Origin of the sequence: Sulfurimonas gotlandica GD1, from assembly GCF_000242915.1 — a bacterium.
Lineage (GTDB): Bacteria > Campylobacterota > Campylobacteria > Campylobacterales > Sulfurimonadaceae > Sulfurimonas > Sulfurimonas gotlandica.
The window spans coordinates 2,718,691-2,744,374 of sequence record NZ_AFRZ01000001.1; the positions used below are offsets into that span (position 1 = coordinate 2,718,691).

A 25,684-nucleotide genomic window follows, 5' to 3' on the forward strand; every position below is an offset into this window, starting at 1 on the left:
GGTCATTTAGGGCGAAAAGGAGTTAGATAAAGGCTAGTTGAACACTAGCCTTTTTGGTTAGTTTATTATTTTAACCTCTCAGCTACAAGATGATTCACCACTGTTGGGTTTGCTTTGCCACCTGTGGCTTTTAGTACTTGCCCGACAAAGAAGCCTAAAAGTTTAGTATTCCCTGCTTTAAACTTAGCGACGTTATCTGGATTTTTTGCAATTATTTCGTCAACAATAGGTTGAATTTTATCTATGCTACTAATTTGCATAAGTCCTTTTGTATCTACTATTTTTTTTGGACTTTCTCCACTTTTAACCATCTCTTCAAATACTTCTTTGGCAATTTTATTTGAAATTATCATTCCATCAACCATTTTAGCAAGCTCTACTACTTGCCTTGGAGTGAATTTAAGTTCATCTAATTGTTTTTCTTTTAACTCTCTAGCTATTTCATTTGCCACAATATTAGCCAGACTTGCTGGAGCATAAATTTTATTAGAATCGGTTGCTGGATTATCAAAGTGAACTAGAGCTTCTTCATAAAAATGAGATAGTTTCTCATCACGTGCCAGTGTATTTGCAATTTCAATACTTATCGAACGAGCAGTATATTTATTAAATAGTGTTTGCTCAGCTTCAGTCATAGCCACAACTTCACCATCTACTTGCACTTTTTTAGCTTGAGGTTTAGATGCTGACTTAAGTGCGCTCTCACTTGCTTTTGTCTTTTTAGTCCAAGAGTCTTTAAGACCGACAATTTTATTAAACACAGGTGTTGTATCAGTGTAGTCAATAGGATCAGCATAAAAATACCCCTGTCTTTCAAACTGGAATCTTTCATCAGGTTTTTGGGATATAACAGCAGGTTCAATAAGAGCATTCTTGATAACCTGTAGAGAATCTGGATTTATATCTTCTACTCCCTCAGGTGCTTCATCTTTGAATAATCTGTCATAAAGTCTTACTTCTACCGTTTTAGCGTGCGAAGCGCTCACCCAGTGGATTGCACTTTTTACGTCGATACCGCTACTGTCTGAGCCGCTTTTAGACTCAGGGTAATACTCAGCTTTTATTTCTATAATATTTCCACTAGCATCTTTAACAACTTCTTTACAAGATATGATAAACCCGTGTTTAAGTCTCACTGGTTGCTCAGGCGTAAGACGAAAGTAATCTTTTGGAGGGTTTTCTTTAAAGTCATCACGCTCAATATAAATTTCCTTTGAAAAAGGCATCTTTCTTGAGCCCTCTTTAGGTACATCATGCGGGTAGTATGAAGCTTCTAATTCTTCAGTTCCTTCATAATTTTCAATTGTTACTTTTAATGGGTCAAGAACACACATAACACGTGGTACTTTTGTGTTTAAATCATCTCTTATACAAAATTCAAGTTGTGCAACATCAACCATTGAGTTTGCTTTTGCTATACCTATTTGATCACAAAAATTTAAAATAGCTTCAGGGGTATAACCTCTTCTTCTATATCCTGCAATTGTAGGCATGCGAGGATCGTCCCAGCCATTAACTTGGCCACCTTCAACCAATTCTAAAAGCTTTCTTTTGCTCATAACCGTATAGTTAATACCCAGTCGTGCAAACTCATGCTGATAAGGACGTGGCAACTCAAGCCCAAGCGTATCTAGTACCCAGTTATAAATATCACGATTGTTTTCAAACTCTAATGTACAAATAGAGTGAGAAACACCTTCAATATAGTCGGATAAACAATGAGCAAAGTCGTACATTGGGTAAATAGACCATTTGTCCCCTGCTCTAAAGTGATGCGAGTGTCTGATACGATATAAAAGTGGATCTCTCATTTTCATATTAGCAGCGCTCATATCAATTTTAGCTCTTAATACGTGCTCACCATCTTTAAACTCACCATTTTTCATTCTCTCAAAAAGGTCTAGATTTTCTTCAATACTACGATCAGCATATTTACTACGTTTTCCTGACTCTGTAACAGTTCCGCGAAGTTGGCGCATCTCTTCTTCATTTGTACTATCAACATATGCCTTACCCATTTTGATAAGCTCTATAGCATAATCGTATATCTTAGGAAAATAATCAGAAGTAAAATATACATCATCACCCCAGTCAAATCCAAGCCACTGTACAGCATCTTTAAGAGCCTCAACATATTTTGTGTCTTCTGTAGTTGGATTAGTATCATCCATTCTCAGGTTGCAGTGACCATTATAGTCACGAGCGATACCAAAATTTATAAAGATAGACTTAGCATGTCCAATATGTGGGAAGCCATTAGGCTCTGGTGGAAATCTTGTAATAACCTCTTTATACTTACCTGACCTTAAGTCCTCTTCAACTATTGTACGTAAAAAATCTTTGCTCTCACTCATTATTATTAAACCTTTTGATTTTGAAACTCTTATAAGAGTTGTATTTTATCTTATTTGTGCTTATATCACCATGCTTCTTATATTTAATCAAAAACTTGTTAGAATCACAAAAATATTATTTTAGGAATTTTAATGCTTAGATTTGCGACTAGTCCAACTGGTGATATGCAAATAGGTGACCTCAGAGTTGCCCTATTTAACTATATTATGTCAAAACAAAGAAACGAAGATTTAATCATTCGTATAGAAGACATAGATAAAGAGAAAAATATAGAGGGCAAAGATGAAGAGATTTTAGGGTTACTATCTCTTTTTGATATTGAATACTCACACGTTATCTATCAAAGCGAGAGAGTTCGTTTTCATACCGCGATGGCGCTACAACTTATTCATGATAAAAAAGCTTTTAGCTGCTTTTGTTCTGATGAATGGCTTGAAAAGAAACGTGAAGAAGCAAAAGAAAATAAAAAAGAGTATAGCTATGACGACGCTTGCAGAAATCTTCCAGATGAGCTTGTAATCGACAATATGAACCCCTTTACCATTAGACTAGGTAGACCAGATAAAACTGTTGTAACCAATGATTTAATAAAAGGTGAAATAAGCTTTGAGCCAGATGCTGTAGATAGTTTTATTGTAATGAACCAAGACAAGACGCCTACATATAACTTTGCATGCGCAGTTGATGATATGTTAAGTGATATCTCTCTAGTTATCCGTGATGAAGACCATATGAACGACACACCTAAGCAAGATTACATTAGAGCTTCTTTAGGTTATGAGAAAAAAGTACAATATGCTCACCTGCCTATCATCTTAAATGATAATGGTGAAGAAATTGGTAAAAGAGATGAAACAGCTAGTATTAAGTGGCTTTTAGAAGAAGGTTTTCTTCCAGAAGCTATTTCAAATTATTTAATATCAATAGGAAACAAGCCACCTCAAGAGATCTTTGATACTAAAGATGCAATAGAGTGGTTCACTTTAGACAGTCTATCTAAGTCCCCTGCTTGCTTTAGTTTTGAGCTATTAAAACACATAAACAAAGAACATCTTAAAAACATGGACGCTACGGAGCTTTCAAGATATGTAGGCTTTGCAGATGCTAACATAGGTGAACTTGCAAAAATTTATCTAGAAGAAGCAAGCACAACAAAAGAACTAAAATCTAAAGTAGCAACTATCTTCGCAACCAAAGAAATTACTGGAGAGTTTGCTGAAACCGCACAAATAATGGCTGAGACTATTAAGGGCGCACCGTATTTTGAAGAGTACGATGACTTTAAAAATTATATTATGAAAGAATCTGGACTAAATGACGAAAACTTCTTAAAAGCACTACGTTTTTTACTGACTGGTGCAGAACATGGCCCAGATGTTGCTTTAGTTTATAAGTATTTAAAAAATTATATAGGTGAGATTGTAAAATGAGTATATTATTAGAGATAATTCAAGGGCTTGGTTCGATTCTTCTAGGTCTTATAAATATCTATGTTTGGGTGATTATCATTACAGCACTTTTAAGCTTTGTAAATCCAGACCCACACAACCCTATTGTGCAGCTTCTTCATAGAGTTACACAACCAGCATATAGACTTGTTCGTAGGTTTATTAGAACAGATTTCAATGGTTTAGACTTAGCGCCACTTGTAATCATCGTTGCTCTACAGGTTATTTTAGTTCTATTGAGTGCCCTACTTCACTCTCTATAATTATGATTAAAATTTTTATACCGCTTTTAGTTATATTGGCATCTCTAGATGCTAATATAACGCTCCAAGACATTGATTCTAAACCACCAAGTCGTGCAAAAAACTTTATGATATGGCAGTATCTAAAACAAAATATTAGCCCGGAAGAAGCCGATAAAGCCTACTCTCAGGTTAAAGGCAATAGCAATAAACTCTTTAAGCTTTACGCTCAAAAAACAGATAACGAAGAGGTAAAAAAAGAAATTTCTTGTATGAAAGAGAAAGATTTACTTTCTATAAAAGATGCTAAATGTTTAGAGCTTGCATTCTCTCCATACAAAACTCTTGCCCTAAGCAAAGAACAAAGAGAAAAATTATCAAAAATGCTTACTACAAAAGCTAAAATAGAGCTTTTGAAAATACAAAATGAGCCATATTCTCAAAAAGCATATAGTCAGTATGACGCTAACACAGTACTCTCACTTTTTGTAAGTACAACATCCACTCACAGAAGAGAGAATTTAAACCTTCATCTAAGTGCTGAGTTTATAAATAAAATATCATCGTCTTGGAAAATATCCCAGCTTGTTAAGATAGTCATACACGACGATAAATTAAATAGACTGCAATTATCTCTTTTAAACCTAGAAGGAGAAAAGTTAAACTCTAAGACTAACTTTTACCTAGCACTAAATCATCTAAAACACTCAAATAATACAGAGGCATTACGTTACTTCAACCTTTCTCTACTCAATGCTAAACATAAAATAGACGTAGATAAGAACTACTTTTGGATGTATAAAATCACAGAGAATCGAAAATACCTAGATAAACTAATAAATAGCCAAGATATCAATATGTACACTCTCTATGCACATGAAATTCAAAATAAAAACTTTAACAACTACTTCAGTGCAGTAGAAATAAATGATGAAAAAGCCAAGAAAGATATTAAAAATCCATTTGAGTGGAGTCATATACTAGAAGATATAAATAGTGCTTCATCACAAGACAAACTCTATGAACTCTCAAAAAGCTATATGCAAAAAGATATGATTCCTGTTCAAACCATAATCCTTGAAAAAGCATATAAGTATGGGATGCATGGTTATATAATGCCATATGATAAATATTTAAGAGATATTACAAGAGATGAAAAAGCTCTAGTTTATGCGATTATGCGCCAGGAGAGTAAGCTTATTCCATCTGCTCTGTCTCGATCTTACGCTCTGGGTCTTATGCAACTGATGCCATTTGTCGCAGATGCGATAAGTAAACAAGTTGAAAATCCTGTAAAAAGTTATGATGAGATGTTTATCCCTAAAAACAATATCAACTACGCACTCAAGCATCTAGAATGGATGAAAAAATCTCTGTACCACCCTCTTTTCATGGCTTATGCTTATAATGGTGGAATGGGCTTTTTAAGAAGACACCTTAAAAAAGGAACTTTTAACAGCGGAAAGTATGAACCATTTTTAAGTATGGAACTCATGGCTAATTCTGAGAGTAGAGAGTATGGAAAGAAAGTTTTGGCAAACTATGTGATGTACAAAAAAGTAATGGGAGAAGAAGTATCTATTCTTCGTCTTTTTGATACGTTAACGCATCCGAAGAAGACTGATCGGTTTCGAGCACAAGGTTAATTTCACTCTTATCTTCTCTCTCAAATGCAACAAGAAAGTATCGTCTCCACTCACTATTTACAGATGCTAAATGAGAAAACTTATTTTTAGCGTCAAGCTTTTTGATTTTCACTGGTAATTTACCATTTAATCTCATGGTAAGTTTTATTTCATCAAGCGTGTTTGGATTATACATTTCTTTTTCATCTTTTAAGTAAAGATAAACATAGAAATATTCATTAACACTATAGACATTCGGATAGACTTTATTTAGGTATATAGCTGAGAAGATTCCCTCAACATTTTCACCAATTTTTATCTTACTTCCTTGTAAGCTGGCTGCGCTTAATTCTTGGTCTGGCTGCATCTTAAACTTGCTAAAAGCATTTTTGTCTGCACATCCTAAAAATAGTAATGAAAAAGTTAAAATTGTTAATATATATCTCATGATTATTCCTATAATTTGTGAAAGAATTATATCTTATTAAACAAGCTTTTAAAGACAATTTTGTATAATCACTTAAAATTTTAGACAAATAAATATAAAGACATAAAGTGAATAAAAGATTAGCAGTTGCATTTACAGGTCCATCAAATAGTGGAAAGACTACTCTTATATTAAAAGTAGCCAGAAAACTTATACATGAACACAGTAAAAGAGTCGCAATAATTAAACATGATCCAAGTGATAAGGCTCGTTTTGATGTTGAAGGTAAAGATAGTTACAAGTTTTCTGACACCGGTGCAGAGGTAATTGTAACCTCCCCTACCAGAACAACTTACTTCTCTAAACAAAATAAAGATTTAGATGAGATGATTAGACTCTTTAATGATTTTGACATTCTTCTTGTAGAAGGTTTAAAATATCTGCCACTGCCACGCATAAGCATATTTAGAGACACTTTAGATAGTGATTACTTTCCATATATGAATGCTTTGGCAATTGATGATAGTATAAACACGGCAGATTATGATGTGCCAAGTAATGTTGATATATTAGACCTAAATAACTGTGAAGATGTAATATCTTGGATACTTAAAAATGCGAAGGAAGTATAAATAAATGACTGACATATTTGACGCGATTCAGCGAACTGCAAAAAGAATTAAAAAAGCTATAGATGTTAAAGATATAGGCTACTCACAACAGGCCAACAGTTCTGGAGAGACTCAGCTACAGCTTGATATTCAGTGTGATATGATTATTGAAGAGGAGTTCTCTCAAGTACCTTCTATTCATACTATTGCCAGTGAAGAGAAAGAAAATGCAATGCTTTTAAACGAAAATGGAAAGTATTTCATCGCCTACGACCCACTTGACGGTTCATCCTTGGTAGATGTAAACTTGAGCGTAGGTTCTATTTTTGGTATCTATGAAAATGCATTTGGAGCTGACAAAATGGTTGCTTCATGCTATGTTGTTTTTGGACCACGTGTTGAGATGGTATTTGCTCATAACAAAGCGAAACTCCACCTTCTTCAAGGTGAGAATTTTGAGTTTGTTAAAGAGATTCGTCTAAAAGAAAAAGGTAATCTAAATGCTCCAGGTGGTACTCAGCAAAACTGGATGCCATACCACAAAGAGATGGTAGACAGCTTCTTTAAAGAAGGTTACCGTCTTAGATACTCTGGAGGAATGGTTCCTGACCTTCACCAGATACTTCTTAAAGGCGGTGGACTATTTTCTTACCCAGCTACTAGTGATAAACCTGATGGAAAACTTCGCAAACTTTTTGAAGTATTTCCTTTTGCGTTTATTTATAAAACTGCCGGTGGAGAAGCGATTGATGGTAAAGAAGACCTAATGAAACTTGACCATGCTCATATACATGACACTTCACCATGTTTCTTTGGTTCTAAGTACGAAATAGCGAGAGTAAAAGAAGTTTATGCAACCAACGCATAGCGAGAGCAAAGACAAATTTGAACTTCATCTTGATGAGATGATTGTAAAAGTACAAGTTTGCCAAAAAGAGAAAAACTTAGCATCTTGTAGTGTTTGCGAGCACTACATAGCTTGTGAGCTTAGAGCTGATTATGTTAAGTCAGTATACAACAGCATGTCCAAAGGTGAGACAGGCGGATTTGAATTTTAATGAGGGAAATGAATGAGTAAATATATAACAACACCTATCTACTATGTTAACGGAGAGGCTCACATTGGGCACGCCTATACAACTTTTATCGCTGATACTATGACTAGATATGAGAAATTAAAAGGTAACTATACGTACTTTTTAACTGGAACTGATGAGCATGGCCAAAAGATAGAAGAATCAGCACAAAAGCATGGCAAGCCGACTCAAGAGTTTGCAGATGAGATCAGCGCGACATTTAAAGACCTGTGGGATGAGTTTGAAATTGGTTATGATAAGTTCATCAGAACTACAGATGCAGACCATAAACTAGGTGTTCAAAAAGCTTTTGAAGTTATGTACGCTAAAGGTGACATATATAAAGACTTTTATGAGGGACACTACTGTGTAAGCTGTGAGACTTTTTTCCCAGAAACTCAGCTTATAGATGGTGAGTTCTGTCCTGATTGCGGCAGAACTACAAGTGTAGTTAAAGAAGAAAGCTACTTCTTTAAACTATCTAAATATGAAGATGCGCTTCTTAGACACTATGAGGACAACCCTGACTTTATACTTCCACGTTCTCGTGCAAATGAAGTTAAAAACTTTGTAAAAGGTGGGTTGAGAGACCTTTCTGTGACTCGTACATCTTTTACTTGGGGTGTTAAACTTCCTGAGTCTATGAATGATGATAAGCATGTTATGTATGTTTGGCTGGATGCTCTTATGAACTATATTACAGCTCTAGGTTATGGTAAAGATGATGCAAATATGGACTTTTGGCCTGCATCTATGCAACTTGTGGGTAAAGATATCCTTCGCTTTCATGCCATTTACTGGCCAGCATTTCTTATGAGTCTTGACTTACCTCTTCCTAAGCACATCGGTGCACACGGCTGGTGGACTAGAGACGGTGAGAAGATGAGTAAGTCAAAAGGTAATGTTATCTCTCCAAAAGAGGTTTCAGATGCTTATGGTGTTGAGAACCTTAGATATTTCATGCTTCGTGAAGTTCCATTTGGTCAAGACGGCGACTTTTCTCAAAGAGCATTTATAGATAGAATCAATTCGGAACTAAGCAATGATCTCGGTAACCTTCTTAATCGTATCATCGGTATGAGTGAAAAATACTCTGATTTCGAGATAGACAGTGTTGATGTTGAGAAATATCACGCTAAAGAGCTAGAAGCTATGAATGAAGCTCTTGGAAACCTTGATGGTTTTATGCAAAATATGCAGACGCACAGATACTTAGAAGAACTTTGGAAGCTGTTTGCTATTGGTAACAAAGCTATTGAAGAGCATGCTCCATGGGTAAAAATAAAAGAAGGTAAAAAAGATGAAGCTCTTGCTACTGTTGCACTTGTTGCGAACATCCTAGCTAAAGCTTCTATCATGTTAAGCCCAGTAATGCCTAGAACTACAGCGACTATTGCAGATGCGCTTAACTTTACTATAGACAACGCTAGCTTCAACGAGCTAGTTATAGATAAAAAGTTATTGAAATTATTTAATATCAAAAAAGTTCCACCTCTCTTTCCTCGTGTTGAAGAGCCTTTAATAGAAGAAGCACCAAAGTCTATGCCTGACGATAAGCCTAATGATGAGATGAAACAAGAGTTAGCAGCTAAAAAAGAGGCTAAATTAACAAAAAGTGAAGAAGATAACCTAATTGAGATTGGTCAGTTCTTTGAAACATCTCTAAAAATTGGTGTTGTTGTAGAAGCTGAAGAAGTTCCCAAGAGTAAAAAACTTCTAAAACTGCAAGTTGATTTAGGCGAAGGCAAAAATAGACAAGTTGTAGCCGGAATTAAAGAGTTTTATTCTGCTGAATCACTTATAAACACACAAGTATGTGTTGTAGCAAACTTAAAACCTGCAAAACTTATGGGAATGATATCAGAAGGTATGCTTCTTGCTGCTAAGGATGAAGATGGTCTATGTCTAGTTAGACCTGAAAAACCTAAAAAAGCAGGCACACCTATTGGATGAGACTTGAAAACTTTCTAGCACTTACGCATGCTAAGCTCACAAATGAACCTTGCGTAAACAGTTTTGAAAACACTGTCTTTGAGGCAAACAAAGTAAAAAGAGGTGACCTCTTCTTTGCTTATAATGAATCAGATATTGATTTAGCTGTCTCAAATGGTGCTTATGGGATAGTCTTTGACAAACCTACTCAGATAATAGATAATGAAATCGCTTGGATAAAAGTAGAAGATATAGATGACGCCTTAAAAAGACTTCTTCGTTTTAAGATGATTGAAAAAGAAGTAGTTGCTTATGAGTGCAATGAAATCATTTTAAAACTTGCTCTTCAGGTTATTACTCAAACAAACTTTGTAGTTGTTCATGGAGACATAAGAACTGTTTTCAAGTCCCTTTGGGAAGTTGAAGACAGAACTACAATACTTTTTTGCCCTGCTCTAAACTCCAAAGATATGTTTACTAACGTAAAAACACTTCCTAAGATAGCCATTGAGCCTATCGAGATTATGGAACAAACTCTTTTTGAGACATCGTTTATATATGACAATACTTTTTATGAGAGACAACTAATCTCTCCATTTTTCATTCCATATCTTGCAGAATTACTGCATCTGTACAAAAGTCTCAAGATAAGTTTTAGACTTAGAAAGTTCACTCCGATAGAACACTTTGAGGCGGTCTTTACAAACAAGAACTTCGAGATAAAAGACTTCGGTACTAGTGATAAAGTATTAATATTTGAGCAAAATACAAGCCTTATAGAAAGTGAGATAACATTTTTGCATCAGAGTGCTCCATGGGCGAAGATTATTATCATTATTCCCTCTTTTGTAGAGCAATTGCATAATAAAAATGTGTTTAGCTACGAACATGAAAAAGAGATACTGCCTTTACTAAAAGAAAACAGTTTTCACTTTGCTCTTGTTGTAGGAGTTGACAAATCAATACTTAACAGAACAATACCTTACCATACACAGTTGACTCTATTTTAAAATATTGATCCTAATCTCTCATGCTTTATTGTCAAGCTTAATTATATGACCATGCTCATCAAAGAAAACAGTAACAAGTTGGCTGTCTGTACATTGTTTTAAATTGGCATCGCTTAAGTTAAAATATTTCGCATAATCACTTGATGTATATATTAAATGTTCACTAGGGGCGATGTGTCTGTTAAGTCTAGACAATATAAATAATATTATAGGCGTTGCAGTCAACAAAAATACAGCCTTTGTAAATGTCACGCTATGAATATTGTCATAAATCCAATTTGATATTTCATTAGCAGGTACTTCTAAAGTAATTATTTTATAAAATATCAGAAGTAAAGGCTTCCATAAATAGACAAAACCAAACCAAAGTAAAATTGTTGCTATATCCCAAATCAATTTTTTGGTTCGAGGTAACTCATGGCGTTTATTAATTATTAAAGTTTCCATATCTGTCTTAACCTTTTTTCAACTGTTGATGTGCGCCTCTGTCTGGACTAATCCATCGAGCTCGACCTTTCTTGCTAAATAAAACTTTTGGTACAGCTACTACGGCTGTAAGCAAATTTAACAGCCAATATGCAAACGGATACCAAATCATCCAAAAATAATTTTTCCCTAAACCTTCGTCATAGCGACCATCAAGCCATCTACTTACGGCAAACTGAATCAAACATGCACCAATTAGAATAACACTGCTTTGATCAGGCAAAATAGGTGAATCAGCAGGCATTAAATACAAGACAGATTCAAAAAAACTAATTAACCAAACAACAAAAACTATCACCATACTGTATGCCCAAATCATACTTAGCATTTGTTCAACCATAAGCCCCCAAAGATGCGTTTGCTTGTGCATAAACAAAATTTTAAAGTTTTTAAGCATAACTTGAAAACCACCCATTGCCCAGCGTAAACGCTGTTTCCATAATCCTTTTATTGTCTCCGGCATCAAAATCCATACTAAAGCTCTAGGCTCAAAGCGAACATCCCAACCATTTCTTTGCAGTTTCCATGATATGTCAATATCTTCAGTTAACATATCAGGACTCCAATAACCAACCTCATGGACAGCTGTCTTTCTAAAGCCTGTAATGACTCCTGATACGGTAAATATTCTTCCGAAACTTCGTTGTGCACGCTTAATCATACCTACAATAGAAGAAAACTCACCAACTTGAATTTTACCTAGTAAAGTAGTGCGATTGCGAATTCTTGGATTACCAGTTACAGCAGCAACTTCCGGATAACGGATAAAATGCTTCATCATCCAATATACACAATGTTTGTCAATCAAAGCATCCCCGTCAATGCAAACTAAAAACTCATTCTTTGCCAATAAAGAACCTGCTTGAAGCCCTATAGCTTTACCTTGATTTTCTGCTAAATTAACAATTTTTAACTTTGGATTATTTTCTGCCAAACTTAGTAATATCTCTAAGGTGTCATCCTTACTTCCATCATTAATGGCAATAACTTCAAAATCTGGATACTCTACATTAAGCGCATAAGAAATTGTTTCAATTGCATTTTGACCTTCATTGTAACATGGAATCAAAATACTCACTCCAGCCCAGCTTTCTTTATCTTTAAGTGGTGGAATAATTTCTTTAAGGTATGGTCTTTCATTTTTAAAATAAAAAAATATTGCTCCAGCTATCCACAGACTAGACATAAATAATGGATAATAGAACACATAGCCTAAAACAATATGCCATATAGAGTGCCAAAATATATCTAGAGTCATCACAATTATTTTTCCTTGTTAGTTATGGAGTCACTTTGTCTTAAAGTGTGCATGCGTAATGATTTTTTTATAAAATCTTCTTTTATTTTATTGGCATCTGGATTGTTTGTAAATAAATTGTCGGGATAATATGCTATATGATGAACACCTAAATCATATAAATGATTTATGGTGTCACTCAATTCTTTAGATGAAATTGCTTCATTGTCTTTTCTCCAATTTACAGTTTGCAATTCAATCACTGTTCGTTCTACTCCACACTCCTCTTCTTTTACACGCTTAACAATTGCATCATAAAACTCAGTGTGATTGGTGGCTTGTTCCATATATGGCATCGCCATAATAGCTGTATAGTCATAATTCTTTATAGACTCAGCCAAGCTTTGTGCATACCACTCCTGCGCATTATTATTTAAAGCAACTTGTGCATATAGATTACGCGCTGTCTTTAGTCCAGGTTGCTCATTTCTTGCGATTTGAGCTAGTTGCATTGCAAATGAATCTAAATAGTTTGTTTTGAGTTGTGTCCACTTTTGAAATTCTTTTGAGTTTTTTCTTATTTGAGTTACACTTTCTGATAATCCCCATTTCTTATATTGTTCATGTGCGAATGTGCTGTCATCTTCAAAATCTGAGAGAGTTACATCATCATGAAATATTATCCCATCAATATAGGTAGATTTAGCCAAATCTTCATAAATTTCTTTTATAACTTTTTGTGCTTTATCAGAAAATGGGGATAATCTCGGATATCCCATATTAAGATGAGTAGGGTCAACTTGCAATGTCACTACTGTATCTTTAGCTGCCGCATTGTTTTTTGGTAATTGCCAAGCTAGCATCGGCATCCAAGCATAAATACGTTTCACTTGTGTGCGAGTTGCAATTTGCCAAGCAACTCGGTTAAATAAATCTGAAGTCATTGGTAGATGTCTGTTTGGAAAATAGACACTATCTGCTGCACCGTTAGCATCTTGGTCTGCAAAAGCCTGTAGATAAACAGTATTAACACCCAATTTTTCTATGCGCTCAAGTAAAGCACTCAAATTCCTTTCTAGTTGTTCTGCATTTGAATCATATATGTAATCTAAATCAATATGCGCTGCTTTAGTTACTCTGTCATCATCCGTAAAATTGGCATTTCGCACCCACATTTCTAGTTCTAAGTCTTTAAGTGTCATTTTTTGTTCAACCAAGATGCGTCGAAGTCCAGATAGAGGGGTAATCCGTGTATTACTGCCATCATCTAGTGTTAATCCCATAGGCATACCCAGCTGCTCTGCAATTTTACTAACTTTTGAGTTATAGCGCCCATATGGCCAAACTATTACACGGGGTTTTTGGCCTGTATATTTTTCTAAAAAAACATTATTTTGTAACAAGTCATTATGAACGCGTTGCTGATAACTTTTTTCATCTTCATACGCCTGCTTATCTGATAACCACTGGCGAGTTGTAATTGCAGGTTGCATATTCCCTTGTGGATTGCCTTGAATCCCTTCATGAGATAAATAACTATGGCTGGCAATCTCTACCAAACCACTGCTTAGCATTTCTTTGATCTCTTTTTGAGCTAAAAACTTGTTACGGGTAATTATATGTCCACTAAAATCTACTTTATCTTTAGACTCAAGCCACTTACCAACTAATGCAATGACAACTGGAATCTTATATTCTTTTATTATAGGAAAAGCATTTTTATAAATAGATTGGTAGCCATCATCAAAACTTATCAAAACTGCTTTTTTTGGCAATGGTTTGGAAGTTTTTCGATATGCTAAAATATCGTCTATGTCAATAAAATGATAACCGTTATCTCTTAACCATTCAATTTGTTCTTTAAAGTGCGATGGAGTGACTGCGTAGGTTGAATCTAGAGTCTGACTTTCATCTGCTATCTCGTGATAGCTCAGTATAGTAAACTCATTGACATTTTGATCTCGACTACATGAATGAGGCATGTCGCTTGCCACAAGACAGCTACTCATAAAACTTATTAATACTAAAATTAATTTCAGTAGACTATATCTATTCTTATGCATTTATTTCTCGTTGGTGTATGATATATCTGCACTTATTTTTAGTGCAACTTTTTCATAATAATACCAAATTTATCCTATTTTATATGCCTATACTTTTCAAGATATACAAATGATAAAATTATGAAAAATAACAAGAGGAAATGGTAGTGGTAAGATGTGGTAAGATTTTTTCATTCTCATCATTTAGATGAGAATGAAATGGAAGAGATTTTTCTTTAGTTTTGTGAAAGTTCTCTCTTCAACTCATCTTTATTGACCTGATTTTTATCACTCTGAACAAGCGGAAGAGATTTTTTGTAGATTACTCTGCTTGGTATCATGTAAGATGCCAGATGCTTTTTAAGCTCAAAAAGTATTTCTTTTGGTGCTATCTCGCTTGGTGCAGAGTAGACCATGATTATCTCTTCTTCTATAAGCTCGTTGTTTACTGAAAACACTGCACACTGCTCTATCTGAGGAAAACATCTAGATACTACAGACTCTATCTCATAAGGAGATACTCTAAAGCCTCTTGTCTTAATCATGTTGTCATGTCTTGAAACAAAGTAGAAATAGCCCTCTTCGTCTTTGTATACGTAGTCACCAGACGCTACAACTATCTCGTCTGTAAGTTGACCTTCTAAGTTGATAACGTCTTTTAGTATCTGTACAGATTTAAATCTCTCAGCGTTTTGTTCTGGAGCATTCCAGAAACCTTTGTAGATGTATCCGCCTCTGTGGATTAGCTCCCCTACTTCACGGACAGCACACTCTTTGCCGTCTTTGTTGATAACATATAGTTCAACATCAGGAATAGCTTTACCGATAGAATCAGGACGGATGCCAACTTGTGAAGGGTCTAAGTAAGTAGAACGAAATGCTTCTGTTAGGCCGTGCATCGAGTAGAAGTCTGCGTTTGTGAAGGTTTTTTTACACGCACTAATCATTCTTGCAGTCACATTACCGCCAGAAGAAGTTATAGTTTTTACGTTCTCAAATAGTTCAGAGCTTGGGATTCTGTGCATATCTTCATCAAACATCTGAGTAATGTTTATTGGCATAAGAGGTATAACCGTTACTTTATCGTTGATAAGGTGGTTGAAAAAATCTTCTGCAAGTATAAATCTGTGTATAGCAAGTGTAGCTCTTTTGTAAAGCGTACAGAAGATTTGGTTTAGTCCATAGTCAAGGTTGAAAATTAAAATAGCTGAGATAACATCATCTTCTTCCAGTTTTAAGTATTGAGATACAACACGAGCAGAGTCGATTAGATTTCTATGAGAAATCACGATTCCCTTTGGTGTCCCACTCATACCAAAAGAGTAAGTTATAAGAGCATTAGAGTGTCCGTTTATGTCACAAGCATAAGGTTTATTGTAGTATTTGAAGATTTCTTCAAAAGATGCTATTTCCTTACCTGCAGTTTCATACGAAATAATATGACCGTCAAAATTGATCTCTTCGATGCTCTCAAGCTTTAGTCTGTCAGTGATGATACATTTGATATCACAATCTTTGATTATATACTCAACCTGCTCGGATTTCAACAGTTTTGTAAGAGGTACGAGTATGTAGTCAGTAGATAAAATTGCTAAAATTGCAATAACCTGTTCTATCCCTTTGTTTGAATATATTCCTATTCTAGAATCTTTTGGAAGATCCAACTCTTTTAGATAGTAAGCCACCTGATTTACTTTCGTAAACAGTTCAGAGTAAGTTATGCTTTTTTCATTAAAAACTAATGCTGTTTTATCACTATGACTTTGAGCCGCATCTTCGATCAGTGTTCTTATACAGTTTATTGACATGTTAGTTTCCTTTTGCCCCAAGAGTCCATATATCGTAGTTGCTGTCGAGAACAGTAGCCGGATTGTGGTTTGAGTTTAGTATTTTTTTATAGAAAAATGAGATAATATCTTCTATCTCACCAGATGATAAAACTTTTGTAATTCCGCCTGTAAACACTATAGAGTTTATAGAGAGCAGTTTTAGATTGATATATGCTTGTTTATAATGAGACATCTTACAAAGAACAAGGAATATAGCCAGCTGCATTAGCACTTTTGTTGCTTTCTCACTTTGATCTTGAAAGATGTTCTCTGTAACTTTTAGATGCGTAAGCAATTCATAAACAAACTCGTTGTTCTGTGCAGCAAATATTAGAGATTCTCTTGACTTGTAAACACCAAGCTTTTTAAATACCAGTCTGTCATATTCATTCTCAGTAACGATATTGTCATCAACTAGGTCTTTTGAATAGTGAATATCTGTAGTAGCTCCACCGATATCTATAAGTATATAAGGATCAACAACAGAAAACTTCGTATTAATCATAGGAAGGGTCTTGTTGACTATATATGGAGTCGAGTATATCTGGTTAGATGTAATGTCATATAGATGTTTGATATCTTCTTTTCCTTCTATATCTTCTTGATAAAGATTTGTCAGATAAACTTTTAAGTTTTCTTCTACAATATGAAGTTTTTCATCAATGATATTAGGTAATATTACAAGATTTTCAATCCTCTCTTGTAACGCAGGAGCTTGACCCTCACTGCCTACATATACAACGTTTGAGTAGTTTAATTTATCTAGGTAGCTGTATAAATCTTCACCGAAGATATTCGAGTTAGAATTAATTCCGCCAACTATAATAACCACGTCAATAACGTCACTTGGAACAGAGTACTCTTCAATATTTTGATACATTACAGTCTCGATTATATTGATTCCAGAGTTAAAAGCGATGTTCTTAGCGTACTTTAATGAAAAAGAGTTTGTAAGACCTATGATAAGTGTGCTCAGACCGCCGTTTGCAGAAGAGCAGATATATACATCATCTTTCTCATAGTTCTTTATAGTGTTGCCGCATTTATGTGTTAAGTCGTCATAGATATCTTTGTTAAAGTCTCTTAGATGCTGCTCTATGCTTGTTGGGGTACTGACTTTGAAGTAAGTACTTCCTACGTCTATCAGTAGTTTGTCATTCATTTTACTCATTGCATAATCCCTATATCATGGATAATATCATTTACGATGCTTGTTGTGTCTTTTGTAAGATCGCACTGTGCTTTTTCATACTCAAAGCAACGATCTGGAATAGGTACATTTCCTCTTTTAATGATTCTGATATTTTTCTTTGCATCTCTGATTGTAATCATTTCATTGTGATTAATGATATGAGGAGAGAAAGGAACATCGATAATCCCGCTTTTAATGGAGTTAAATGCTTTTCTCCATAGAGTGTCAGCTGGGTCGTTAAGAACAGCTTCCATGATTGCATGAACTTCGAGTGTCAGTATCTCTTCTTCTTCCTTATCTACTATGTTTGGAAGACCGTTTAATATGCCAAGTGTGTACTGAGTATTTGCAACTGTTTTTGCGTTTGCTTCCTTAGTAGGAATACCAGAAGCCTCTTCCCTTGTTTTTGTGATGATTTTATCTGCGCCAACCATCGCCGCAATAACAGTTGACATGTTTATAAGCTGTTCAGCGTAGTCTTTGTTAGTAGGAAAAGCTCCCATCCACTGGTGATACACAAGATTTATTGTTGCATCTGCGCAGTTTATTTCTTGGGCGTAGTGACGTGCCAGTTTTTTAATAACAGCTCCCATTACGATGTCTTGATTCATTGAACCTGTTTGAGAAAAAGATACAGAAAATGACTTAACACCCTCTTCCAATGAAAGCATCATCTCTATAATCTGAATAACAATAGTAATAGCTGGTGGAACTAAAGTAGCTGTAAGAGGTCCAAAAGACTCTCTGTTTATAGGCTCATTTAGTTTTGAGTAGTTTGCACAAATTTTTTCCACATATTTCCAGTATAGAAATGCTTTGTCCAGTGGAAAGTTCTTTGAGTATGGTAGAAGGTAAGTAATAGGCCCGCCCTCAATCTCAAAGATACCAGATGCAATAGCCGTTTCTATAAGAAGTCTAGCATCTGGAGTACCATGACGTAGACTCACAGGCTTGTTAAAGTGTGTAATCATCTTTCTTGTAGTTCTATATCCGTGATTTACCAAAGGGTAGCCATTTAGCATGTCTATTTCGTTCTCTTCACTAAGACGCAGCATCTTTTTTGCAGTTGCATAGTCGTTGAGTCTCGTGTTTGAGTCAATAGTCAAAGGTAAGACATCAACATTTGCTTCTACAAAGAACTCATTTAGAGCAAATTGCTTTTTGTAAGTAGGAAATCCGCCACGAGGCTGAACCAGCATCTTCTTTTTGTTTTTAAAGTGGTGAGATATAAAGAGTTCTTTACTTGCATTTTTTACAAAATCTTCAACTTCTGCGAAGTCAAAGTTATCTACATACTCATTACTTAGAATTATTTCTCTCTCTTCTTGGAGCAAACTCATTATTTATTTCTCTCTTTTAAAAACTCTTCTAAAGTGTCAAGTCCTGTATTTAGGTCAACCTGATGAAAAACCAGATCAAATCCGTAGTTTTTATACTTAGGAATAATTGTCTCAGCATCGGCACTGCCAACAACCAAGTTACCACCAATCATCATTACGAGATTATCTAAGTTCTTGTATTTTGACTTCAGTAGTTTAATCTCTCTACTCCAACCCTCTGCTTCACCGTTTAGTGAAGATATAAGAAGTATATCTGCCCCTGTTTCCACTACAGCATCAAAGAATTCTTCCAAGTAAGTGTTTACACCTAAGTTGAACACTTCGAATCCTCTTGCATTTAGTGAAAGCTCTATCAATCTATTTGCTACAACATGAATGTCATTTCCGACTACGCCTGTTACTACTTTCATCTATTTAATACCTATTATATTTTATGGATGTAAAGATACCAAAGTTTATGTAAAAATAAGGTTATAAGGTGCTAGAATACATTTACAAATTAGCAAATAGGGAGCATCTATGGATTTTTTTACAGCAGATATCTGTGATGAACATATTGATAAAGTATTCGTTTTAGATCCAGAATATAAAAATTATGGTGGTATAGACAAATGCCAAGGTGAAGTAGTAACTATTAGATTAGACAAAAACAATTCAGAACTTGTTAAACTTCTTCGTGATGAAGATGGGACTGGAAAAGTTGTTGTTGTAGATGTAAGAGAAGAGTATTTCGCTGTTGTCGGCGAAAACTTGATGAAATTTGCACACAAAAATAATTACGCTGGTATAATCGTCAATGGCTATATTAGAGATACTTTCCAGATAAAAGATATCCCAGTAGCTCTATACGCACTAGGAACATGTCCTAGAAAATATATACCTGTTACAGAGGGTGAAAGAGACGTGCATCTATCTTTTGGCGGTATTGGCTTTAAAAATGGAGACTATCTCTATGCAGACACAGATGGTGTTATCGTTACACCTGAAAAAATAGTATAAAAACAAAGGGAATAAAATTGACAACTATTGAAGAAATGTACACAGATATTGACAACTTACTAAGCCAAACAAATGAAGACGCCATAGAAGAAGTAAAAGAAAAATACGAGCCGTTTGAAAAAAACATGAATTCACTTTTAGATGCTGAGACCCTAGAATCTTATTTAGACGTCTATGAAGAGATGAACAAAGAAGATAGTGCAGTTTTAAAATGTTATAACCTTGATACTACTGAAGAGCTAAAGGCTTATGTAGAAAAGAATGAAGTTGATTTTGATACTTTAAAAACTGAGACTGTTCACGCAGCTTGTCAGGCTCTGAAGTTTGTTATCTATGATAGTGAAGAAGATGACGATTACTAGACATGAATCGTAGAACTTTTTTAACAGCCGCTACAGCTTCTACTGCATCCCTCGCTCTTGGCGGGTGCAATGAGAGTAATCGTCAAGCCATAGACTACTCAAAGCATCCAAAAAAACATGACGATGACAAAAAACGCGTAAATATAAATAGAAATAAAAAGACTATTATAAAACTCGCTACAAGCTGGCCTGCTCATTTTCCTATCATGGGAATCGGCGTTGAAAAATTTGCTCAAAGAGTAAAAGATGTAAGCGGTGGTTCTTTAGAGATAAAACTCTACCCTAAAAATACTCTTGTCCCTGCCCTTGCTGTTTTTGATGCGTGCAGTAGCGGTCAGATAGATGCCTTTCACTCCGGACCATACTACTGGAAGGGTAAAAACTCTGCATTTTCACTTTACAGTGGTATTCCATTTGGTTTTACGGCAGAAGAGATAAACTCATGGATGCTATTTGGCGGTGGACTAGAACTTTGGCGTGAGCATTATGCGAAGTATAATCTTTACCCTTTTATGGGCGGAAATACTAACATCCAAATGGGTGGATGGTATAGAAAACCAATTAACTCACTTGAAGATATGCAAGGGCTTAAGATGCGTATGCCTGGTCTTGGCGGAGAAGTCTTCTCAAAGATGGGTGTTAACCCTGTTTTACTTCCTGCAGGAGAGATATATACATCTTTAGAACGTGGCGTTATAGATGCTACTGAATGGGTTGGACCTGCGCTTGACATAAAGATGGGCTTTTATAAAGTTGCTCCATACTATTACTCAGGGTGGCATGAGCCAGGTTCTATCTTAGAGCTTACTTTTAACAAACACTCTTGGGCTAAACTGGCATTTGAGCATAAATCTATCATAGAAGTAGCATCTAGTGAGATGAACTCAAACATGACTTATCACTTCCATGCTGAAAATATAAAAGCACTTGCAAAATTAAAAGAGTTAAATATAGATATTCACCAATATCCTGCCGATGTAATAGTAGCTGGTAAAAAAGCACTAAAAGAGGTTATAGCTGACCTTAGTTCTAAAAATGATGATTTTAAAAGAGTATATGCATCTATTGATAATCATCTAAAACTATCAAAAGAGTGGAGCGATGCGAGTCTTCGTTACTTTCTAAATGAGAGATGAAGTATAATCCGTTTTTAGATTAAAGGCATAATATTTGCTTTTAGTTGCAAACATTAATCACGGGAACATACTTGAAAAAACTTTTAGCTTTATCCGCTCTACTACAAACACTACTTTTTGCCTCATTTGAAGGCATAATAATTGACAAAAACACTCTAATACCTATAGACAAAGCGATAATAAGCGACTCTGCAAAAAGTGTTAAATCAGATGAAAATGGTTCTTTCTCTATCAAAAGTGAAGAAAAATACTATCATGTAAAAGCTTATGGCTATAGACCTTATACATTTTCATCAGATGCTAATATCACAACTATTAGCGTAGAACCAATAAAAGTAAAAGCACTATACCTTACTTTCTGGGGTGCAAACATATACTCTAAAACTACTGCAAGAATTTTAGATATCATTGAAAACACAGAGATAAATACTATTGTTGTTGATGTAAAAAATGAGTATGGGTCAACTTCATTTAAAACCTCATTTAAGCAAGCAAACGATTATGGTGCTTATAAAGATAGAACAATTGGTGATATAGAAAACTTTATGGAAGTTATGAAGTCTAAAAATATCTATATGGTTGCAAGATTGGCTGTGTTTAAAGATGAGCTTCAGGCTTCAAACAACGAAGATTATGCGATTAAAAAAGAGGATGGTACTATCTGGAGAAATCACGATGATATGGCATGGGTGGATCCTTTTGATGAAAGAAGCCACAAGTACACAATTGCTATCGCCCAAGAAGCTGCAAAAGTCGGGTTTGATGAGATTAACTTTGACTACATAAGGTTTCCTGCAAAGGCAGGATTAAAACTAAAAAAAGAGAGTACTCAAGAAAACCGCACAAAAGCGATAGAGAGCTTTTTATACTCAGCAAAAAACAGACTTAGAAAGTATGGAGTGTTTATCTCAGTAGATACTTATGGAAATATTTGTTGGGAAAAAGGTGACATAGGTATCGGACAGACCATAGAGTCTCTTTCAAAGCACAGCGACTATATTTCGCCGATGCTTTATCCTTCTGGATTTGCCAGCGGTTCATTTTACTTTGAACATCCAGCAGAACATCCTTATGAAGTTATACGCAGAAGTATTAAGAACATAGAACCAATCATAGATTCCAAACGTGTAAGACCTTGGTTGCAGTACTTTAAAGATTATGCACATACAAAAAAACATTATGAAAAGTTTGAAGTAAATGAGCAGATAAGGGCATCTGATGACACTAACACAAGTGGATGGATGCTATGGTCACCTTCGAGCAGGTATCATGAAGAGTATTTTGAGCCTTCTAAAAAGTAAAGTTTTGTCTACTTCTTATCTCTTTTCTGACTCTCATAGCATCTGGGAAGTAGTTTTTTACTAAATTATGAAAATCTTTTGAGTGGTTCATATGAACTAAGTGAGCCAACTCATGAACCACAACATAGTCTATCTGCTCTTTTTCGAGCTTTATAAGCTGAGTATTAAAAGTAATAACTCTATCTGAACTGCAACTTCCCCATCTGCTTCTCATCTTTTTAAGCTTCATCTCTTTGTAGTTTAAATCCATAATTTGTGAGTAATATTCTAGTCGTGAGCCTAGATGCGATTTTCCAAAGATTTTATAAAAATCATCGTAGCATCTGAGTATATTTTTTTGATTTGGCTTTCTTAGTCTATGCAGTAAATTGCGTAATTCTGTAGATTCATCAGCATCTACGCTATATACTTCTCCAAAAAGTAGGACTTCATCTTCTAGGTTGATTTGAATCGGAGGATTTTGTTCTCTTTTAAAGAGCTGTTTTCTTATCCAGCCCTCTTTTTCTATAAGTAGCTTTTCTATGTAGCTACGAGAGACCTTTGATGTTTTCAAGACTACTTTCAAGTCTTCTCTTATACTTATATAGCTGTTTTTTAAACTTGGCTTGCAGATATGAATAATGTTCAAATCTTTAAAGCTTATTTCACTCGTAGTCAATTGGATCACTAACTCCAGCTAGTTTAAAACCGTTTAGTCTAAGTCTACAGCTGTCACAGACTCCACAAGCTTTGTCTTCGTTCTTGTAGCAACTCCATGTAAGAGAAAGAGGAACATTTAATTCCAGTGATTTTTGAACTATCTGAGATTTTTTTAGATGCACCAAAGGCATTTTAATCTCTATATTTGTCTCATCTTTGGTACCTAGGTTTATAGACTGCTCCATACTATTTATGTATGATTCTCTACAATCAGGATAACCGCTGCTGTCCTCTTCAACTACACCGATGCTAATAACATTGGCACCCTCTTTTTCAGCTACAGCTGCAGCCATACTTAAAAATATACCATTTCTAAAAGGTACATAAGTTACAGGAACACCCTCTTCTATGCCGCCAATTGGGACTTCTATACTTTTATCCGTTAATGCAGAAGCTCCTATTTGAGCAAAAAAATCCAAATCTAAAATGTACTTCTCTTTTACATCTAAATCTTCACATATTTTATGAAAGCATTCAAGCTCTTTTTTTTGCGTTCTTTGATTGTAATTAAAATGCAGAGCTATTATCTCATAACCACTATTTTTCATCATATATGCACTAAGAGTTGAGTCCATACCTCCGCTCATAACACATAATGCTTTTTTGTTTTGTTCATTCATAAAAGAATTTTAGCATATCTTTTTAATAAAGATTAAATCAATTAAGGTATATAATGAGCACATAAGCATATAAAGGAGACATTATGGATGTATCATCTTCATCAGGAAGCGGGTCAGTTTCCGCACAAGTAGAAGTTATGAAAAAAGCTACAGAGGTACAAGAACAACAAGTTTTAAAAGTCCTTGAAAGCGCAAATGAGCAATCAAAAGAAGTTACAGCTCAAAAAACTGGTATGGGGAAAAACTTAAACATAACTGGTTAATCTCCTTAATAAACTTAAAGTAGGCACTTTTAGCGCCTGCTTTTACAAAATATAAGCCTCATTAGATATAATCCCATTCATGATTGAACTAGATAACAGAACCTCTCTTAATGTAGATGAAGCATTTTTAAATAAAATAGCATCAATATTCACAGATAAAGAGATAGAACTTATAATAACAAGTAAAGATGAGATAAAAGAGATCAACAAAGAGCACAGAAATATAGACGCTCCAACTGATGTCTTGAGTTTTCCTTATGTAGAGATGCCGATGAGCCCGTTGGGAAGTATAGTTATATCCTCTGCGCACGTTGAAGAACTCTCAAGAGAATTAGGTCACACACAAGACGACGAGCTTGCCCTACTCTTTATACACGGTCTTTTGCATCTACTTGGATTTGACCATGAAGTAGATACCGGAGAAATGAGAGAAGAAGAGGCAAGACTCATAAAAGAGTTTGACTTACCAAAAAGTTTAATAATAAGAACGCAAGGATAATAATGGATTTTATAATTTTTATAGCTGCTATGTCAGCGCTAATTTTTGGAGCTGATTTCATCATTAGAGAATCAGAAAGAATAGCTCTTCATTTTAATATATCTCACTTTGTTATTGGTGCTACACTTGTAGCATTTGGAACATCTCTGCCTGAGATGGCAGCATCTATGATGGCTGCAGGGCAAGGTAAAAGCGATATGGCAGTTGCAAATGTTGTAGGAAGTGTTATCTTTAACATCACCCTAGTTTTAGGTGCAGTATTTCTAATAAGTAAAAAGATGCTTCCAAAAAGAAACCTTTTTGCTCAAGATAGTGCCTGGGTAATCATTCCGCTAGTTCTATTCTTTATAATGGTCCAAGATGGTGTTATAGGAAGAGTTGACGGTCTTTTATATCTACTACTGATGGTTTCATATTTAGTGTTCCTTTTTACTGACTCGAAAGAGGATTTGGGTGGAGAGATAGATGAAGATCTTATAAAAGATAAGTTTAACTGGGGTAAAACAGTTCTATTGCTTACTATAGGGTTCGCTCTTACTATTGGTGGTGCAAACTTTGTTATTGATAGTGGTACGAATATAGCAAGAGTATTTGGCGTTAGTGAGTGGATTATAGGTATTTTCTTAATCTCACTTGGAACATCTCTCCCAGAGCTTGTAGTTTCAATTGTTGCCGTTAAAAAAGGTAATGCTGAGATGAGTATTGGAAACATTATCGGTTCAAACGTTGCAAATTTTTCTATGGTTTTAGGAGCAGCTTCTCTTGTAAATCCACTAACTGTTGATTTACTTGCAACAAAATTTGATATGTTAATAATGATAGCAGCATCTATTGCACTTGTTTTTATACTTGCGAACAGACTCTACAACAAAGCTGGAGCAATATTTTTATTAATTATTCTAGCTCTATTTATACAGAACTCTTTGGTATAAATTTTATTTTACTTTTGCTAC

General features: G+C 35.0%; 26 protein-coding genes. 15 read left to right on the forward strand and 11 right to left on the reverse strand.

Translation table 11 applies throughout. The features are described from left to right. Positions 1 to 65 precede the first annotated feature (65 nt). Positions 66 to 2,354 (reverse strand): glutamine--tRNA ligase/YqeY domain fusion protein, encoded by a 2,289-nt coding sequence (locus tag SMGD1_RS13375; RefSeq protein WP_008337144.1) that lies wholly within the window; start codon positions 2,352 to 2,354, stop codon positions 66 to 68. A gap of 132 nt (positions 2,355 to 2,486) precedes the next feature. Between SMGD1_RS13375 and gltX the strand changes: the two genes are divergently transcribed. Genes gltX through SMGD1_RS13390 form a run of 3 tightly spaced genes read left to right on the forward strand, consistent with a single transcriptional unit; the run spans position 2,487 to position 5,691 of the window. After that, positions 2,487 to 3,785: a glutamate--tRNA ligase gene (gltX, locus tag SMGD1_RS13380; protein ID WP_008337339.1), complete on the forward strand. Its 1,299-nt coding sequence runs from the start codon at positions 2,487 to 2,489 to the stop codon at positions 3,783 to 3,785. Beyond that, complete coding sequence (locus SMGD1_RS13385) at positions 3,782 to 4,066, forward strand: YggT family protein (protein ID WP_008337258.1); 285 nt, start codon at positions 3,782 to 3,784, stop codon at positions 4,064 to 4,066. The genes gltX and SMGD1_RS13385 overlap by 4 nt, the downstream gene beginning before the upstream one ends. Before the next feature lie 2 nt (positions 4,067 to 4,068). After that, positions 4,069 to 5,691 carry a lytic transglycosylase domain-containing protein gene (locus SMGD1_RS13390; protein ID WP_008337598.1) on the forward strand — a complete coding sequence of 541 codons (1,623 nt, stop codon included), beginning with the start codon at positions 4,069 to 4,071 and terminating at the stop codon, positions 5,689 to 5,691. On the opposite strand, the gene SMGD1_RS13395 is transcribed toward SMGD1_RS13390, so the two are convergent. Further along, positions 5,624 to 6,118: a hypothetical protein gene (locus SMGD1_RS13395; protein ID WP_039920042.1), complete on the reverse strand. Its 495-nt coding sequence runs from the start codon at positions 6,116 to 6,118 to the stop codon at positions 5,624 to 5,626. The genes SMGD1_RS13390 and SMGD1_RS13395 overlap by 68 nt on opposite strands. Before the next feature lie 107 nt (positions 6,119 to 6,225). On the opposite strand from SMGD1_RS13395, the gene mobB reads away from it, so the two are divergent. The 5 genes from mobB to SMGD1_RS13420 are packed head-to-tail and all read left to right on the forward strand — an operon-like array spanning position 6,226 to position 10,726. Continuing rightward, complete coding sequence (gene mobB / locus SMGD1_RS13400) at positions 6,226 to 6,729, forward strand: molybdopterin-guanine dinucleotide biosynthesis protein B (RefSeq protein ID WP_008337159.1); 504 nt, start codon at positions 6,226 to 6,228, stop codon at positions 6,727 to 6,729. Positions 6,730 to 6,733: 4 nt separating this feature from the next. Next, positions 6,734 to 7,576, forward strand: coding sequence for a class 1 fructose-bisphosphatase (locus SMGD1_RS13405; RefSeq protein ID WP_008337268.1), 843 nt, complete (start codon positions 6,734 to 6,736; stop codon positions 7,574 to 7,576). Further along, positions 7,560 to 7,766 (forward strand): hypothetical protein, encoded by a 207-nt coding sequence (locus SMGD1_RS13410; protein WP_008341553.1) that lies wholly within the window; start codon positions 7,560 to 7,562, stop codon positions 7,764 to 7,766. Before SMGD1_RS13405 ends, SMGD1_RS13410 begins: the two co-directional genes overlap by 17 nt. 12 nt (positions 7,767 to 7,778) lie before the next feature. Next, complete coding sequence (gene metG, locus SMGD1_RS13415) at positions 7,779 to 9,737, forward strand: methionine--tRNA ligase (protein ID WP_008337145.1); 1,959 nt, start codon at positions 7,779 to 7,781, stop codon at positions 9,735 to 9,737. Continuing rightward, positions 9,734 to 10,726 (forward strand): hypothetical protein, encoded by a 993-nt coding sequence (locus tag SMGD1_RS13420; protein WP_008337097.1) that lies wholly within the window; start codon positions 9,734 to 9,736, stop codon positions 10,724 to 10,726. Before metG ends, SMGD1_RS13420 begins: the two co-directional genes overlap by 4 nt. Before the next feature lie 18 nt (positions 10,727 to 10,744). Here SMGD1_RS13420 and pgaD read toward each other — a convergent pair whose 3' ends face one another. From pgaD to glmS, 7 genes are all read right to left on the reverse strand, one after another. After that, positions 10,745 to 11,173, reverse strand: a complete 429-nt coding sequence (pgaD, locus tag SMGD1_RS14600; RefSeq protein ID WP_081444048.1) for a poly-beta-1,6-N-acetyl-D-glucosamine biosynthesis protein PgaD — start codon at positions 11,171 to 11,173, stop codon at positions 10,745 to 10,747. 7 nt (positions 11,174 to 11,180) lie between these two features. Beyond that, positions 11,181 to 12,470 (reverse strand): poly-beta-1,6-N-acetyl-D-glucosamine synthase, encoded by a 1,290-nt coding sequence (gene pgaC / locus SMGD1_RS13430; protein ID WP_008337184.1) that lies wholly within the window; start codon positions 12,468 to 12,470, stop codon positions 11,181 to 11,183. Between the two features lie 5 nt (positions 12,471 to 12,475). Beyond that, positions 12,476 to 14,443 (reverse strand): poly-beta-1,6-N-acetyl-D-glucosamine N-deacetylase PgaB, encoded by a 1,968-nt coding sequence (gene pgaB / locus SMGD1_RS13435; RefSeq protein WP_241761492.1) that lies wholly within the window; start codon positions 14,441 to 14,443, stop codon positions 12,476 to 12,478. A gap of 284 nt (positions 14,444 to 14,727) precedes the next feature. After that, entirely contained in the window at positions 14,728 to 16,299 is a 1,572-nt protein-coding gene (locus SMGD1_RS13440) for an AMP-binding protein (protein WP_008337089.1), read from the reverse strand. 1 nt (position 16,300) lies between these two features. After that, entirely contained in the window at positions 16,301 to 17,491 is a 1,191-nt protein-coding gene (locus SMGD1_RS13445; protein WP_008337357.1) for a glutamate mutase L, read from the reverse strand. Next, the gene (locus SMGD1_RS13450; RefSeq protein WP_008341567.1) at positions 17,488 to 18,852 is read right to left on the reverse strand and encodes a methylaspartate mutase; all 1,365 of its coding nucleotides are present in this window, start codon (positions 18,850 to 18,852) and stop codon (positions 17,488 to 17,490) included. Before SMGD1_RS13450 ends, SMGD1_RS13445 begins: the two co-directional genes overlap by 4 nt. Then, a complete protein-coding gene (glmS, locus tag SMGD1_RS13455; RefSeq protein ID WP_008337597.1) occupies positions 18,852 to 19,262 on the reverse strand; it encodes a methylaspartate mutase subunit S in 411 nt (136 codons plus the stop codon). The genes SMGD1_RS13450 and glmS overlap by 1 nt, the downstream gene beginning before the upstream one ends. 109 nt (positions 19,263 to 19,371) lie before the next feature. Between glmS and rraA the strand changes: the two genes are divergently transcribed. From rraA to SMGD1_RS13475, 4 genes are all read left to right on the forward strand, one after another. Continuing rightward, the gene (rraA, locus tag SMGD1_RS13460) at positions 19,372 to 19,851 is read left to right on the forward strand and encodes a ribonuclease E activity regulator RraA (RefSeq protein WP_008337542.1); all 480 of its coding nucleotides are present in this window, start codon (positions 19,372 to 19,374) and stop codon (positions 19,849 to 19,851) included. A 17-nt stretch (positions 19,852 to 19,868) separates the two neighbouring features. Further along, on the forward strand, positions 19,869 to 20,213 hold the full coding sequence (locus SMGD1_RS13465) for a hypothetical protein (RefSeq protein ID WP_008337414.1): 345 nt from the start codon (positions 19,869 to 19,871) through the stop codon (positions 20,211 to 20,213). 2 nt (positions 20,214 to 20,215) lie between these two features. After that, complete coding sequence (locus tag SMGD1_RS13470; RefSeq protein ID WP_008337474.1) at positions 20,216 to 21,349, forward strand: TRAP transporter substrate-binding protein; 1,134 nt, start codon at positions 20,216 to 20,218, stop codon at positions 21,347 to 21,349. Between the two features lie 71 nt (positions 21,350 to 21,420). Next, entirely contained in the window at positions 21,421 to 22,650 is a 1,230-nt protein-coding gene (locus SMGD1_RS13475; RefSeq protein WP_008341570.1) for a putative glycoside hydrolase, read from the forward strand. Here SMGD1_RS13475 and SMGD1_RS13480 read toward each other — a convergent pair. Both SMGD1_RS13480 and queC read right to left on the reverse strand, forming a co-directional pair. After that, positions 22,640 to 23,317: a M48 family metallopeptidase gene (locus tag SMGD1_RS13480; RefSeq protein ID WP_262823912.1), complete on the reverse strand. Its 678-nt coding sequence runs from the start codon at positions 23,315 to 23,317 to the stop codon at positions 22,640 to 22,642. The two genes, SMGD1_RS13475 and SMGD1_RS13480, sit on opposite strands and share 11 nt — an antisense overlap. Continuing rightward, the gene (gene queC, locus SMGD1_RS13485; RefSeq protein ID WP_008337297.1) at positions 23,295 to 23,969 is read right to left on the reverse strand and encodes a 7-cyano-7-deazaguanine synthase QueC; all 675 of its coding nucleotides are present in this window, start codon (positions 23,967 to 23,969) and stop codon (positions 23,295 to 23,297) included. Before queC ends, SMGD1_RS13480 begins: the two co-directional genes overlap by 23 nt. Positions 23,970 to 24,052: 83 nt before the next feature. Here queC and SMGD1_RS13490 point away from each other — a divergent pair, with 83 nt between their 5' ends. The 3 genes from SMGD1_RS13490 (at position 24,053) to SMGD1_RS13500 (ending at position 25,663) form a co-directional block, all read left to right on the forward strand. Beyond that, entirely contained in the window at positions 24,053 to 24,232 is a 180-nt protein-coding gene (locus tag SMGD1_RS13490; protein ID WP_008337494.1) for a hypothetical protein, read from the forward strand. Positions 24,233 to 24,311: 79 nt separating this feature from the next. After that, complete coding sequence (gene ybeY / locus SMGD1_RS13495) at positions 24,312 to 24,731, forward strand: rRNA maturation RNase YbeY (protein WP_008337475.1); 420 nt, start codon at positions 24,312 to 24,314, stop codon at positions 24,729 to 24,731. Positions 24,732 to 24,733: 2 nt separating this feature from the next. Further along, complete coding sequence (locus tag SMGD1_RS13500; RefSeq protein ID WP_008337329.1) at positions 24,734 to 25,663, forward strand: calcium/sodium antiporter; 930 nt, start codon at positions 24,734 to 24,736, stop codon at positions 25,661 to 25,663. The last annotated feature ends 21 nt before the right edge of the window (positions 25,664 to 25,684 follow it).